Consider the following 13,434-nt stretch of genomic DNA (forward strand, 5'->3'; position numbering starts at 1 on the left):
CGGCCCTGGAGATTCACTCTAGGCCGCGACTCTCAGGGGGGGCTGAGCAAAAACTTCGCGCCGCGTGAGGGCTCGCTACGACTTTTCCGGCTCGGGCTCGGCCGGCAGGTGCACGCGCGCGCGCAGGCCGCGCCCGTCCTCGCGGTTGCTGAGCTCGATGCGCAGCCCGTTGCGCTCGGCCGCGGTGCGCGCGATCGCGAGCCCGAGCCCGCTGCCGCCGGCGGCCGCGCCCGGCACGCGGAAGAAGCGGTCGAACACGCGCGCCATCGCATCGGCCGGAATGCCCGGCCCGTTGTCGAGCACATCCACCACGCCGTGGCCGCTCACCGCATGCAGCTTCACGTCGACCACGCCGCCCTCGGGCGCATAGCGCAGCGCGTTGTCGATCAGGTTGTCGAACACGCTGCGCAGCTCGGCCGCGGGCGCGAACACCACGGGCGCGATGCTGCCCTCGAAGCCCACGTCGACCTGGCGCGCATCGGCCAGCACCATGAGCTGGCTCACGCTCTCGCGCAGCAGCACCTCGATGTCGACCGCCTCGCGCGCCGTCGCGCGGCGCGGCGCGTCCTGGCGCGAGAGGCTCAGCAGTTGCTCGATCAGGTGCTTGGCGCGCGTCACGCCGGCCTCGAGCTGGTTGAAGCGCTCGGTGGCTTCGCCGGCCGGGATGTGCGAGCGCAGGTTCTCGATCTGCAGGCCGATCGCGGCCATCGGCGTGCGCAGCTCGTGCGCGGCGTCCTGCACGAAGCGGCGCTGCGTGGCGAAGGCGCTGCGCACGCGGCCCAGCAGGTGGTTGAAGGAGGCGACCAGCGGCGCGATCTCGTCGGGCACGCGCGCCAGCGGCAGGTCGGTGGGACTGCGCTCGTCCTGCGAGGCCACGTCGCGCGCCACCGCGCGCAGCGAGCGCGAGGCGGCCGAGACGATCAGCCACAGCGCGAGCAGCGCCACCGGCAGCAGCAGCGTGATCGGCAGGCCCTCGAGCAGCGCGCGGCGCAGGGCGCGCTGGCGCCGGTAGTCCTCGTTCTGCAGCACCTGCACGCGCCGCTGGTCGGCATGCGTGCCGGGCTCGGCCGTGAAGGCGCGCCAGTGGGCCCAGGGCTGCGGCCCGGTGCGCAGGTCGCCGAAGCCCGGGCGCGGCTGCAGCGGCATCGGCAGGTCGGGCCAGGAGCTGCTGAGCAGCCGGCTGCCGTCGGGGCTCCAGATCTGTACGACGAAGGCGCCGTGCTCGAGCACGGCATCGCTGTTCAGCAGGCGCGGCGTGCGCGACTGGTCGCCGCCCGCGTACGACTCGGCCACCAGCCGCATCTGGTCGTCGAGCGCGTTGTGCACCAGGTTGCCGTAGGCCAGGAACGAGAACCAGGCCGTGAGCACCGCCGCCGCGAGATGCAGCGTGATGAGCCACAGCAGCAGTTGGGTGCGCAGCGAACGCGGCCGGCGCCAGCCGCCCTTGTCCGCCGTCACGCGGCGACGCGCCAGCCGAGACCGCGCACGTTGCGGATCGACTCGGCGCCGAGCTTGCGGCGCATGCCGTGGATCAGCACGTCGATCGCGTTGCTCGTGACCTCTTCGCCCCAGCCGTAGATGCGGTTCTCGAGCTGCTCGCGCGAGAGGATCGCGCCCGGGCGTTCGAGCAGCGCATGCAGCAGCGCGAACTCGCGCGCGGTCAGGGCCTCGCGGTTGCCGTTGACCACCACCTCGCGCGTCGTGAGGTCGAGCTGCAGCGCGCCGCTGCCCACCAGCGAATGCGCGGCGCCGTCGCGGCGGCGCACGATGGCACGCATGCGCGCGAGCAGCTCGCGGAATTCGAAGGGCTTGAGCAGGTAGTCGTCGGCGCCGAGGTCGAGGCTGTGGATGCGGTCGTCGAGGCCGTCGCGCGCCGTGAGCACCAGCACCGGCGTGGCATCGCCGCGTTCGCGCGCGCGGCGCAGCACCTCGGTGCCGTCCTGGCGCGGCAGGCCCAGGTCGAGCAGCACGCAGGTGTAGCCGCCGTCGCCGAGCGCGCTCTGCGCGAGCTCGCCGTCGCGCACCCAGTCGGCCGACCAGCCCGCGCCCTCGAGCGCCTGTTTCAGGCTGCGCCCGATCATTTCATCGTCTTCCACCAGCAGAACGCGCATCGCAGCGACTCCTCATATCACGCAGAAAGCGCCGCACCGCCTTGCGGCACGGCCGTGCGCCAGGGGGCGTCGGGTCCGGGCCGCAAGGTAGCACGCGAACGGGATGATCGGTAGTGCCTGCGCCACGGCGCAGACTAAGGGCGAATACTTAGACGGTGCTTAGGCGCCGTACCGCCCGAGGGGTCAGGCGCCGCTCAGGCAGCGGGCCGCGCGACGCGCACCGCATGGCGCTCGCCGGGCGCGTCGGCGGTGAAGGCCAAAAGGCGCAGCGCCTCCTGCTCGGCGCCCTCGCGCCCGGCCGAGGGCCAGCGCGCGAAGGGTTCGAGCACGGCGGTGGCGGCGCCCTTCGCACGCTCGATCTTCCAGGTGCCCGCGACGAAGCCGTCGATCAGCACCGTGCCGCGCACGATGCCGTTGATGGTGAACACGCGCGGGCGATGCGCCTCGTCGAGCACGCGGCCGCGGTCGTCGTGCGCGAGCAGCAGGCTGTCCCACTCGGCGAGCAGGCGCGGCGGCGCGGGCGTCGCTTCGTCGGGACGCGGCGCGCGCGGCAGGTCGAACAGCGTTTCGCCCTGCGGGCCCTCGAAGCGGTGCAACCGCGCGCCGAGACGCTCGGCCACGGCCTTCCAGCCCGTGAGGCCCGACCACGCGCCCGCATCGGCCAGGGTCGCGGGGCCGAAGGCGGCGAGGTAGCGCAGCAGCAGGTCGTCCTGCGTGGCTGCGCCCTGCTCTTCTTCCTCCTTGCCGAGCCAGGTGCCGAGCCACTGCAGCAGCGCGTTCTGGTGCGAATTCCAGCTGCCCGCGGGCGGCAGGTGCACCAGCGGCAGGTTGTTGCGGATCAGCCCGGCGAGCGAGGCCGGCTCGCTGTGCGGCCAGCGTTCGAGCAAGGCCTGGCCGAGCTCGGTGCTGGTGCGCGCACGCTCGTCGAGCAGTGCGCGCCCCATGGCCAGCGCCTCGGCGCGCTCGACGCCCTCGAGCGCGCGCTTGTGGTTGCCCAGCAAACCGCGCTGGTGCGCCGCATCGAGCAGCGGCCGCCAGGCCAGCGCATCGCGCGCGCTCACCAGGTGCAGGGTCGCGCGCATCATCGACAGGCGCACCACGCGGCGCCGGCGCAGTGCCTCGGTCAGGGCTTCGCGCGGGAACTCCTCGAGCCGGCTCCAGAGGCCGACATAGGGCGGATTGGGTGCCTGCGCCTGCAGGCCCGCGAGGCGCTCGATGGCCTGCGCCACCGGCAGGCGCTGGCGCGCCAGCAGCATCTGCCGCGCCAGCGTGGCGCGGTTCAGCGCGCGCAGGCTCAGAACTTCTCGTGCGGTGCCAGGTAGCGCCATTGACCCAGCGGCAGGTTGCCGAGCATGACCTTGCCGATGCGCACGCGCTTGAGGCCCACCACCTTGAGGCCGACCAGCTCGCACATGCGGCGGATCTGGCGCTTCTTGCCTTCGGTCAGCACGAAGCGCAGCTGCTCGGGGTTCTGCCATTCGACGCGCGCGGGCTTGAGCGCCTGGCCGTCGAGGCTCAGGCCATGGCGCAGCTTGGCGAGCATCGCGGGCGGGAACACGGCCTGCACGTTGGTCGTGACCGGGTCGTCGTCGTCCATGCGCACCAGTTGGCCGGTGGGCGCGGGCTGGCCCAGGCCGTGGTAGGCCACGCGCACCAGGTACTCCTTCTCCATCGTCGAGTCCTCGCCGATCAGCTGGCGCGCGACGCGGCCGTCCTGCGTCATCACCAGCAGGCCGATGGAATCGATGTCGAGCCGACCGCAGGGCGCGAGGCCGCGCAGCTGCTGCGGGTTGAAGAAGAAGCGCGCGTTGTCCTCGGCCCAGCGGTTGGCGGGCGTGAACAGCGTGACAGCGGGCTCGTGGCCGTCCTCGGCCTGGCTGCTGACGTAGCCGATGGGCTTGTTGATGAGGATGGTGACCTGGTTGGCCTGCTGGCCCTTGGCCGCCTTGTCGATCTCGATGCGGTCGGCGGGCGTGACCTTGACGCCCATCTCGGCCGGCTTGCCGTTGACCTTGACCCAGCCGTTGGCGATCCATTCGTCGGCCTCGCGGCGCGAGCAGATCTTGAGTTCGGCCATGCGCTTGTTGAGCCGCATGGGGCCGTCGGCCGAGGCCTGCGCGGACTGCGGCGCGGGTGCGCGGCGAAAGGAGGACGGACCGTTGGAGGGAGGAGGCGCGGGCATGGCCGATTATCGCCAGCGCGCAGGGCGTAAGCCTTTTGTCCGGCTTGCGCCGCATGCGAGGCCGGTGCTATCGTGGCGGCAAGCGCGAGTTGATCGCGCCCTTTTTGGGGGATTCCCAAATGAGCACCACACGCAAGTACCACTACGCCATCGTCATCGGGCGCTTCCAGCCCGTCCACTTCGGTCACCAGAGACTCATCGAGGAAGCCGCCCGCGCGGCCGATCGCGTGATCGTGGTGGTCGGCTCCGACCGCACGCCGCGCAGCGTCAAGAACCCCTTCACCTTCGACGAACGCGAACGCATGGTGCGCGCCTGCCTGCGCGGCGGCGACCAGATGCGCGTGAGCGTGGTCGGCGTCGGCGATTCGCCCTACAACGACCAGCTGTGGATCGCGTCGATCCAGTCGGCGGTCGAGCGGCTGATCCTGCAGGACGGCCTCGCGCCCGCGCAGGCCCGGGTCGCGCTGGTGGGGCATCTGAAGGACGCCTCCAGCTACTACCTCAAGCTGTTCCCGCACTGGGAGTTCGTGGGCCAGCACAACGTCGAGAGCCTCAACGCCACCGACGTGCGAAACCTCTACTTCGATCCCGAGAACCGCGGCCAGCTCGCGCGCGCCGACCTGCCCGAGGGCAGCGCGGCCTTTCTCGAACGCTTCACCTCGACGGCCGACTATGCCGAGCTCTGCGAGGAGCGCGCCTTCCTCGCCGACTACCGCGACAAGTACCGCTATGCGGGCAGCGACTTCCCGCCGATCTACACCACGGTCGACGCGGTGGTGGTCGAGGCCGGCCACATCCTGATGGTGCAGCGCAAGTTCCATCCGGGGCGCGGCACCTGGGCGCTGCCCGGCGGCTTCGTGGGCCAGCAGGAGCGGCTGCTCGATGCCGCGGTGCGCGAACTCAAGGAGGAGACGCGCCTCAAGGTGCCGGTGCCCGTGCTCCACGGCAGCATGAAGGGCAGCCACGTGTTCGACGCGCCCGAGCGCTCGCAGCGCGGCCGCACCATCACGCACGGCTTCTTCTTCGAGCTCGCGCACAACCAGTGGGCGGGCCTGTCGGACGTGCGCGCCGACGACGACGCGGCCGCGGTGCGCTGGGTGCCGATCGCCGAATTCCTCGGCATGCAGGAGCGGGTCTACGAAGACCACTTCTTCATCGCCAATCATTTCCTGGGTGGCCTGGGCAAGTCCTGAGAGAACTCGCCCCGGGCCTTGTCAGCAAGTACGGCCCCGGTTGACGGGTGCCACCGTGAAAGGAGCTTTCACATGAACCGCACGCTCTCTCCCTCCCTCGGCAGCAACCTGCTGCTGCGCACCGACTCCTACAAGGTGTCGCACTGGATGCAATACCCGCCCGGCACGCAGACGGTGTTCAGCTACATCGAGTCGCGCGGCGGGCTCTTCAGCCATTCGCTGTTCTTCGGGCTGCAGGCCTATCTGCGCGAATATCTGCAGACGCCGGTGACGCGCGACGACGTGGACGAGGCCGCCGCGCTGATGGCGGTGCACGGCGAGCCCTTCAACCGCGAAGGCTGGCTGCGGCTGATCGAGAAGCACGGCGGGCTGATGCCGGTGCGCATCCGCGCGGTGCCCGAGGGCAGCGTGCTGCCGGTGCACAACGTGCTCGCGACGATCGAGAACACCGACCCCGAGTTCTTCTGGGTCACGAGCTTCCTCGAGACCGAGCTGCTGCGTGCGATCTGGTATCCGACCACGGTGGCCACGGTCTCGGCCGCGGCCAAGACCACCCTGCTGCGCTACCTCGAGGCCACCTGCGACGATCCGCAGGGCCAGATCGCGTTCAAGCTGCACGACTTCGGCGCGCGCGGGGTCTCGAGCCTCGAGTCGGCGGCGCTCGGCGGCATGGCGCACCTGGTCAACTTCATGGGCACCGACACGCTGAGCGCATTATTGGCCGCGCGCCGCTACTACGACTGCGACGTGGCGGGCTTCTCGATCCCGGCGGCCGAGCACAGCACCATCACGGGCTGGGGCCGCGAGCACGAGGCCGATGCCTATCGCAACATGGTGGCGCAGTTCGGCAAGCCGGGCGCAATCTTCGCGGTGGTGAGCGACAGCTACGACATCTTCAACGCCTGCGCCCGCCTGTGGGGCGATGCGCTGCGCGAGCAGGTGATCCGCTCGGGCGCGACGCTGGTGGTGCGCCCCGACTCGGGCGACCCGGCCGAGACGACGCTGAAGGTGGCGCAGATCCTGGCCGAGCGCTTCGGCACGACCACCAATGCCAAGGGCTTCCGGGTGCTGAACAACGTGCGCATCATCCAGGGCGACGGGGTGACGCTCGATTCATTGCGGCTGTGCCTGTCCAATTTCTTCCACAACGGCTTCTCGGCCGAGAACATCGCCTTCGGCATGGGCGGCGGGCTGCTGCAGCAGGTGAACCGCGACACCATGCAATGGGCGATGAAGTGCTCGGCGATGCAGGTCGACGGCGAATGGCGCGACGTCTACAAGGCACCCGTGGGCGACACGAGCAAGACCTCGAAGAAGGGGCGGCTGGTGCTGGCTGCCTCTGCCGATGGCGAAGTGCGCACGCAGCGTGCCGAGCAAGTTCTGGAGTCTGGGCAGGTGGATCTGCTCGAGACCGTGTATGAGAACGGGCGGATCGTTCGTGAAAGCAGTTTCGAAGGGATACGTGGACTTGCCGCTTCTGGCGTTGGGCGGTTGGTGACTTCTCGGGCGCCGCTCTGATCGGTTTGTTTGGGGCGGGGGCGCGTGCACAGGGCATCGGGTACTTCCCTCCGCGAATGTCCCCCGCCCTTCGGGCTCCTCCTTTATTTCGCTGCGGGAAGCACCCGATACCCTGTCCACGAGAGGCGCTGCGGTGGTGCCGGCGGTTCAACAACGATTGCGTCCCGGCTCACGCCGATGGGGTACTCCCCGCAGCGAAATAAAGGAGGAGCCGAAGGCGGGGGACATTCGCGGAGGGGAGTACCCCGTCGGCGTGAGCCCGTCCCGAACCGTGGAACGCCCGTCAGTGAGCCCTCCCCCAACGCCTCGAACCCGATCCCCGCACTGCCACAAGCCCTAGCCATAATCCGCGCAGACCGCCGAACACATGACCAAACTCCTGATCCTCAGCGTGAGCGCGGGCAACGGCCACGTGCGGGCCGCCCAGGCCCTCGCCGCCACCGCCCAATCCCTCAGCCCGCCCTGCCCGGCGGTCCACATCGACGCCATGGCCCACGTGCCCGCGGGCTTTCGCAAGGTCTACACCGACTGGTACATCCAGCTCGTGAACCGCGCACCCGAGCTCTGGTCGTACTTGCACCAGCGCACCGACGTCACGCCGCACCACGCGCCCTCGCAGCGCATGCGCCGCGGCATCGAGCGGCTGAGCACCGTCGCGCTGGTGCGCGAGATCCGGCGCGAGAAGCCCGATGCGGTGATCTGCACCCACTTCCTGCCGGCCGAGCTGCTGATGCGCGAGCGTAACCGCGGGCGCATCGAGTATCCGGTGTGGCTGCAGGTCACCGACTACGACCTGCACAACATGTGGCTGGTGCCGGGCATGACCGGCTACCTCGCGGCCACCGAGGAGGTCGCGTTCAGGTTGCGCGCGCGCGGCATTCCGCCCGAGCGCATCCACGTCACCGGCATTCCCGTCATGCCCGCCTTCTCCGAACCCGATGCGCTGGAGCGCGACGCCTGCGCCGCCGCGCTCGGCCTCGATCCCGCGCGGCCCGTGCTGCTGATGGTCTCGGGCGGCGCCGGCGTGGGCGATCTCTCGAGCATGGTCGAGCGCGTGCTCGCGCTCGGCGCCGGCGACGAACCCGGCGGCCGCTTCCAGGTGATCGCCGTGGCCGGCCGCAATGCCGAGATGCACGGCCGGCTGCAGGCCCTCGCGGCGCGCCATCCGGGCCGCGTGGTGGCCGTGGGTTTCACCAACGAGATGCACAAGCTCATGGCCGCGTCCGACCTCGTCGTCACCAAGCCCGGCGGCCTCACGGTCTCCGAATGCCTCGCGCTCGGCAAGCCCATGCTGCTGATCTCGCCGATCCCCGGCCAGGAGGAGCACAACGCCGGCTTCCTGATGGAGGAAGGCGCGGGCTGGCTCGCCTACGACGCCATCGGCCTCGAGTACAAGGTCGCGCGGCTGATGGCCGATCCGGCCAAGCTCGCCCACATGGCCCAGCGCAGCAAGGCGCTGGGCAAGCCACGGGCCGCGCGCGCGGTGCTCGATCGCGTGCTGGGGCCCTCGGCATGAGCTGGAGAAACGAAGACAAGCCCACCGTGGGCCGCACCCTCGTGTACCTGGCCTGGGTCGTCACCATGGCCTTCTTCTTCGCCAATGCCGAGATCCAGATCGAGGGCGGCGCCGGCTGGGCCACCTCGCTGCCGACCTGGCGCATCGAGAACAGCATCTGGCTCGACATCTTCTGGGGCGGCCGCGCGATGACCGGCTACCACGCCTGGGTCTTCACCTTCATGGCGCTGGTGTTCTTCTCGCCGCTGGCCTTCTCGGGCCGCTGGAAGCTGCGCGACTGGGGCCTCGCGCTCGCGGGCCTGATCGTGTTCTGGGTCTGCGAGGACTTCCTCTGGTTCCTCATCAACCCGGCCTTCGGCTGGGACAACTTCAACCCCACCAAGGCCTTCTGGCACAAGCACTGGATGTGGGGCGCGCCGGTCGATTACTGGGGCGGCCTCGCGGTCGCCGCGCTGATCCTGGTGCGCCGGCACTGGCCGCGCCGATGAGCCGCGCGAACATCGTGCGCCGCATGCGCGAGGCCCGGCGGGCGCAGCGCGAGGCGCAGGCCGCGCCCGTGGAGCGGCCCGACCACTGGGCCGATCCGCTCGATGCGCTGGGCGTGGAGAACCTGCATCGCCTCACGCCCACGCTCTACCGCAGCGCCCAGCCGCGCGCGAAGGACGTGGCCGCGCTGCAGTCGCTCGGCATCCGCACCGTGGTCAGCCTGCGTTCCTTCAACGACGACCGCAAGGTGTTCGCGGGCCATGGCATGCGGCTGGTGCGCGTGCCGATCAACACCTGGGACATCGACGACGCGAAGGTGCAGCGCGCGCTGCACGCGATCCTCGACGCCGAGCGGCACGGGCCGGTGCTGATCCACTGCATGCACGGCGCCGACCGCACCGGCGTCGTCTCCGCCGTCTACCGCATGGCGCTGCAGGGCTGGGACAAGGAGGCCGCGCGCCAGGAGATGCTGCGCGGCGGCTACGGCTACCACACGCTGTGGCGCAACATCCCGCGCTACATCGAGCGCGTGGACCCCGAGAAGATGCGCCACGCGCTGGCCCAGGCACCCGCGACACCGGTGGTTCCGGGGCTGTCCTGAAGGCGCCAGCAGGCTTCGCGGCCCGCTCCTATACTGGCCCGCGCCGGCCCCCGGCGGCCGGTCGCACCCACCTTCCGCACACGCTTCATCCGCTTCACAAGGGGCATCCGCCATGGCACTCCAACTGCGTTCCCTCGTCCGTTCGAACGGCGAGCTCGAGCTCTCGCTGCACGACGAACCCATCCCCGAACCGCAGGCCCACGAGGTCGTGATCCGCGTCGAGGCTTCGCCGATGAATCCCTCGGACCTCGGCCTGCTGTTCGGCGCCGCCGACATGGCGACCGCCAAGGCCTCGGGCAGCGCCGAGCGCCCGGTCGTCACCGCCACCGTGCCCGAGCGCGCGCGCCCCGCGATGGCGGGCCGGCTCGACCAGTCGATGCCCGTGGGCAACGAGGGCGCGGGCACGGTCGTGAAGGCCGGTTCGTCGCCCGAGGCACAGGCGCTGCTCGGCAAGACCGTGGCCGCGATCGGCGGCGCCATGTACTCGCAGTACCGCGCGGTGGCCGTCGCGCAATGCCTCGAGCTGCCCGAAGGCACCGCGCCGGCCGATGGCGCATCGTGCTTCGTCAATCCGCTGACCTCGCTCGGCATGGTCGAGACCATGAAGCGCGAAGGCCACACCGCGCTGGTCCACACGGCAGCCGCCTCCAACCTCGGCCAGATGCTCAACAAGATCTGCCAGAAAGACGGCATCGCGCTCGTCAACATCGTGCGCAAGCCCGAGCAGGAAGCGCTGCTGCGCGGCCTCGGCGCCAAGTACGTCTGCAACGCCGCCTCGCCCACCTTCCTCGACGATCTCACGCAGGCCCTGGTCGAGACCGGCGCCACCCTGGCCTTCGACGCCACCGGCGGCGGCAAGCTCGCGGGCCAGATCCTCGGCTGCATGGAAGCGGCGCTCAACCGCACCGCCAAGGAATACAGCCGCTACGGCTCGACCACGCACAAGCAGGTCTACATCTACGGCGGCCTGGACCGCGGCCCGACCGAGTTCGTGCGCAACTTCGGCATGGCCTGGGGCATGGGCGGCTGGCTGCTGTTCCCGTTCCTGCAGAAGCTCGGTGCCGAAGGCACGCAGCGGCTGCGCGCACGCGTGGTGGCCGAGCTCAAGACCACCTTCGCGAGCCGCTACACGCGCGAGGTCTCGCTGACCGAAGCGCTGCAGCTCGATGCGATCGGCGTCTACGGCAAACAGGCGACGGGCGAGAAGTTCCTGCTCAATCCCAACAAGGGCATCGCGGCCTGAGATAAGCAAAAAAAGGGCGACCCTCGCGGGTCGCCCTCTGGGGCCGTCAACGTTTCACGAGGCCGGCCATTTCGCCCGCGGGCACCGCGGCGTAGTGGTCGAACTGCATCGCGTACTGCGCGCGGCCCGAGGACAGCGCGCGCAGGTTGCCGATGTAGCCGAACATCCGCGCCAGCGGCACATGGGCCTCGACCACGATCGCGTTGCCGCGCATCGCCTGGCCGCGCACCATGCCGCGCCGCCGGTGCAGGTCGCCGATGCAGTCGCCCACATGCTCGGCGGGCGTGGTCACCTCCACGGCCATCACCGGCTCGAGCAACTGCGGCCCGGCCTGCGCCGCCGCTTCGCGGAAGGCCGCGGCGGCCGCGAACTCGAAGGCCATCGCCGACGAGTCGCGTTCATGGTGGCTGCCGTCGAGCAGCGTGGCCACGAAGTCCACGCAGGGATAGCCGGCCAGCACGCCCGACTGCGCGGCACGGCGGATGCCGGCCTCGATCGCGGGGATGAACTCGCGCGGGATCGCGCCGCCCACCACCCGGTTCTCGAACGCGATGCCTTCGCCGCGCCCGCGCGGGGCGATGCGCAGCCTCAGCTCCGCGAACTGGCCCTGGCCGCCGTTCTGTTTCCTGTGCACATGGTGCACCTCCGTTTCTCTAGCTACCGTTTCGCGGCAGGCGACCTGGGGCCGTCCCACCGACACTTCGACGCCGAAGCGTTCGCGCAGCTTCTCGATCGAGACCTCGAGCTGCAGCTCGCCCATGCCCGACACGATGGTCTGGCCCGACTCGGCGTCCTGCCGCAGCCGCAGGCTCGGGTCCTCGCGCAGCAGCACCTGCAGTGCCTTCGCCAGCGCCTGCTGGTCGGCCTGCGCCTTCGGCTCGATCGCGACGTGGAGCACGGGCTCGGGCACGCCGATCTGTTCGAGCTGCACCGGATGCTGCCGGTCGCACAGCGTGTGGCCGGTCAGCGTGTCCTTCAGCCCGACGATGCCGGCGATGTCGCCGGCCACCAGTTCGTCGCGTTCGATGCGGTCGCCCGCCTGCACCTCGTACAGCCGCGCCGCGCGTTCGATGCGGCCGGTGGTGGCGTCGAGCATGCTGTCGCCGCGCCGCAGCCGGCCGCTGTAGACACGCACGAACACCATCGCGCCGTGGTCGTCGCTCGCCACCTTGAACGCCAGCGCCGCGAACGGCGCCTGCGGATCGCAGGGCAGCGCCACCTCGCCGGGCTTCGGCAGCCAGTCGACGATGGCGTCGAGCAGCGGTTCCACGCCGCGGTTGCGGAAGGCCGAACCCGCGAGCACGGGCACGAAGGCACCGGCCAGCACGCCCTTGCGGATGCAGCCGCGCAGCAGCTCGGCCGACAGCTCCCCGCCGTTCAGGTAGGCCAGCATCGCGGCCTCGTCCTGCTCGACGGCGAGCTCCACCAGCCGCGCACGCTGTTGCAACACGGTGGCCATCAGCTCGGCGGGCACCTCGGTCACGCGGTACGGCCGGCTCGCATCGTCGAGGTCCCAGACCAGCGCGCGCAGGCCCAACAGGTCGACCACGCCGCGGAAGTCGCCTTCCGCGCCGATTGGCCACTGCACCGCCACGGCCTTCACGCCCAGGCGTTCTTCCATCATCGCGACCACGCGCGGGAAGTCCGCGCCCAGGCGGTCGAGCTTGTTGACGAAGGCGATGCGCGGCACGCGATAGCGGTCCGCGAGGCGCCAGTTGGTCTCGGTCTGCGGCTCCACGCCGGCCACGCCGTCGAACACGACCACGGCCCCGTCGAGCACGCGCAGCGAGCGGTTCACCTCGATGTTGAAATCGATGTGGCCAGGCGTGTCGATCAGGTTGATCTGGGTCGCGTTCCACTGCAACGTGATGGCGGCGCTGCTGATGGTGATACCGCGCTTGCGCTCCTGCGCATCGAAGTCCATGCGCGCGGTGCCGCGGCTCACGTCGCCGATGCGATGGTTCTCGCCCGCGTAGAACAGGATGCGTTCGGTGGTGGTGGTCTTGCCGGCGTCGACGTGGGCAATGATGCCGATGTTGCGCAGGTTCCTGGGTGTGTGGGTCATGGCGAATCTTTCTTTCTCTGGCTCGAAGCACGGCTTCGAGAGCCTGGTGGGCATGTGCCGGCCCCCAGGCGGAAAGGATTCGCCTGAGGGCTAGCGACGAACGGTGTCGTGCAATCTGCTGATGCGGCGGCCGGAGCCCGGGCGCACGGAAGCCACGCTCCGGCGGAGGCGAATCGTGGCGATCAGCTTGTCGTAGGTACGCATGGCGATGAAGAAGTGAGAGACGGAAAAGACAAAACCCCGGAGGACGGGCCTGCCGGGGTTTTCAGTACCGGAAGGCGCAACGCCTTCCGAACGCGATCGAAGGCGGTGTCAGGTGGCGGTGAGGCCGGCTTCGATGGCTTGGGTGAATTTCATGGTGGGGCGGATTGTGGGTGTGCTCTTCAATCAAGACAAGCCTTGTTGAATGCGCGTGTTGGGACGACACCACGACGCATCGGGACGGGCTCACGCCGACGGGGTACTCCCCTCCGCGAATGTCCCCCGCCCTTCGGGCTCCTCCTTTATTTCGCTGCGGGG

General features: G+C 70.1%; 11 protein-coding genes. 6 read left to right on the forward strand and 5 right to left on the reverse strand.

Features of this window, described 5'->3' with window-relative positions; all coding sequences use genetic code 11:
• Positions 1-75: 75 nt before the first annotated feature.
• From AC07RM_RS39690 to AC07RM_RS39705, 4 genes are all read right to left on the reverse strand, one after another.
• The gene (locus tag AC07RM_RS39690; protein WP_495337983.1) at positions 76-1,458 is read right to left on the reverse strand and encodes a sensor histidine kinase; all 1,383 of its coding nucleotides are present in this window, start codon (positions 1,456-1,458) and stop codon (positions 76-78) included.
• A complete protein-coding gene (locus AC07RM_RS39695; RefSeq protein WP_057593551.1) occupies positions 1,455-2,111 on the reverse strand; it encodes a response regulator in 657 nt (218 codons plus the stop codon). Before AC07RM_RS39695 ends, AC07RM_RS39690 begins: the two co-directional genes overlap by 4 nt.
• Before the next feature lie 194 nt (positions 2,112-2,305).
• On the reverse strand, positions 2,306-3,439 hold the full coding sequence (locus AC07RM_RS39700) for a winged helix DNA-binding domain-containing protein (protein ID WP_495337984.1): 1,134 nt from the start codon (positions 3,437-3,439) through the stop codon (positions 2,306-2,308).
• The gene (locus AC07RM_RS39705; RefSeq protein ID WP_057593553.1) at positions 3,406-4,206 is read right to left on the reverse strand and encodes a pseudouridine synthase; all 801 of its coding nucleotides are present in this window, start codon (positions 4,204-4,206) and stop codon (positions 3,406-3,408) included. Before AC07RM_RS39705 ends, AC07RM_RS39700 begins: the two co-directional genes overlap by 34 nt.
• 206 nt (positions 4,207-4,412) lie before the next feature.
• Here AC07RM_RS39705 and AC07RM_RS39710 point away from each other — a divergent pair, with 206 nt between their 5' ends.
• The 6 genes from AC07RM_RS39710 (at position 4,413) to AC07RM_RS39735 (ending at position 10,850) form a co-directional block, all read left to right on the forward strand.
• Positions 4,413-5,486 (forward strand): bifunctional nicotinamide-nucleotide adenylyltransferase/Nudix hydroxylase, encoded by a 1,074-nt coding sequence (locus AC07RM_RS39710; RefSeq protein ID WP_093355204.1) that lies wholly within the window; start codon positions 4,413-4,415, stop codon positions 5,484-5,486.
• A 72-nt stretch (positions 5,487-5,558) separates the two neighbouring features.
• Positions 5,559-7,004, forward strand: a complete 1,446-nt coding sequence (locus tag AC07RM_RS39715; RefSeq protein ID WP_495337985.1) for a nicotinate phosphoribosyltransferase — start codon at positions 5,559-5,561, stop codon at positions 7,002-7,004.
• A gap of 367 nt (positions 7,005-7,371) precedes the next feature.
• Positions 7,372-8,520: an MGDG synthase family glycosyltransferase gene (locus AC07RM_RS39720; RefSeq protein WP_093355200.1), complete on the forward strand. Its 1,149-nt coding sequence runs from the start codon at positions 7,372-7,374 to the stop codon at positions 8,518-8,520.
• Entirely contained in the window at positions 8,517-9,008 is a 492-nt protein-coding gene (locus AC07RM_RS39725; RefSeq protein ID WP_422099689.1) for a hypothetical protein, read from the forward strand. Before AC07RM_RS39720 ends, AC07RM_RS39725 begins: the two co-directional genes overlap by 4 nt.
• Complete coding sequence (locus AC07RM_RS39730; protein ID WP_495337986.1) at positions 9,005-9,607, forward strand: dual specificity protein phosphatase family protein; 603 nt, start codon at positions 9,005-9,007, stop codon at positions 9,605-9,607. Before AC07RM_RS39725 ends, AC07RM_RS39730 begins: the two co-directional genes overlap by 4 nt.
• A 112-nt stretch (positions 9,608-9,719) precedes the next feature.
• On the forward strand, positions 9,720-10,850 hold the full coding sequence (locus AC07RM_RS39735) for a zinc-binding dehydrogenase (protein ID WP_057593558.1): 1,131 nt from the start codon (positions 9,720-9,722) through the stop codon (positions 10,848-10,850).
• 46 nt (positions 10,851-10,896) lie between these two features.
• On the opposite strand, the gene fusA is transcribed toward AC07RM_RS39735, so the two are convergent.
• A complete protein-coding gene (gene fusA, locus AC07RM_RS39740) occupies positions 10,897-12,915 on the reverse strand; it encodes an elongation factor G (protein ID WP_495337987.1) in 2,019 nt (672 codons plus the stop codon).
• Positions 12,916-13,434: the final 519 nt, after the last annotated feature.

It is taken from the genome of Variovorax sp. GW821-FHT09B05 (assembly GCF_059418265.1).

What these genes read in the sequence shown, in the direction of transcription:
- AC07RM_RS39705 (WP_057593553.1), bottom strand. Translation starts at nt 4,206, where the DNA reads ATGCGGCTCAACAAGCGCATGGCCGAACTCAAGATCTGCTCGCGCCGC.
- AC07RM_RS39730 (WP_495337986.1), top strand. Translation starts at nt 9,005, where the DNA reads ATGAGCCGCGCGAACATCGTGCGCCGCATGCGCGAGGCCCGGCGGGCG.
- AC07RM_RS39735 (WP_057593558.1), top strand. Translation starts at nt 9,720, where the DNA reads ATGGCACTCCAACTGCGTTCCCTCGTCCGTTCGAACGGCGAGCTCGAG.
- fusA (WP_495337987.1), bottom strand. Translation starts at nt 12,915, where the DNA reads ATGACCCACACACCCAGGAACCTGCGCAACATCGGCATCATTGCCCAC.
- AC07RM_RS39715 (WP_495337985.1), top strand. Translation starts at nt 5,559, where the DNA reads ATGAACCGCACGCTCTCTCCCTCCCTCGGCAGCAACCTGCTGCTGCGC.
- AC07RM_RS39725 (WP_422099689.1), top strand. Translation starts at nt 8,517, where the DNA reads ATGAGCTGGAGAAACGAAGACAAGCCCACCGTGGGCCGCACCCTCGTG.
- AC07RM_RS39720 (WP_093355200.1), top strand. Translation starts at nt 7,372, where the DNA reads ATGACCAAACTCCTGATCCTCAGCGTGAGCGCGGGCAACGGCCACGTG.
- AC07RM_RS39695 (WP_057593551.1), bottom strand. Translation starts at nt 2,111, where the DNA reads ATGCGCGTTCTGCTGGTGGAAGACGATGAAATGATCGGGCGCAGCCTG.
- AC07RM_RS39700 (WP_495337984.1), bottom strand. Translation starts at nt 3,439, where the DNA reads ATGGCGCTACCTGGCACCGCACGAGAAGTTCTGAGCCTGCGCGCGCTG.
- AC07RM_RS39710 (WP_093355204.1), top strand. Translation starts at nt 4,413, where the DNA reads ATGAGCACCACACGCAAGTACCACTACGCCATCGTCATCGGGCGCTTC.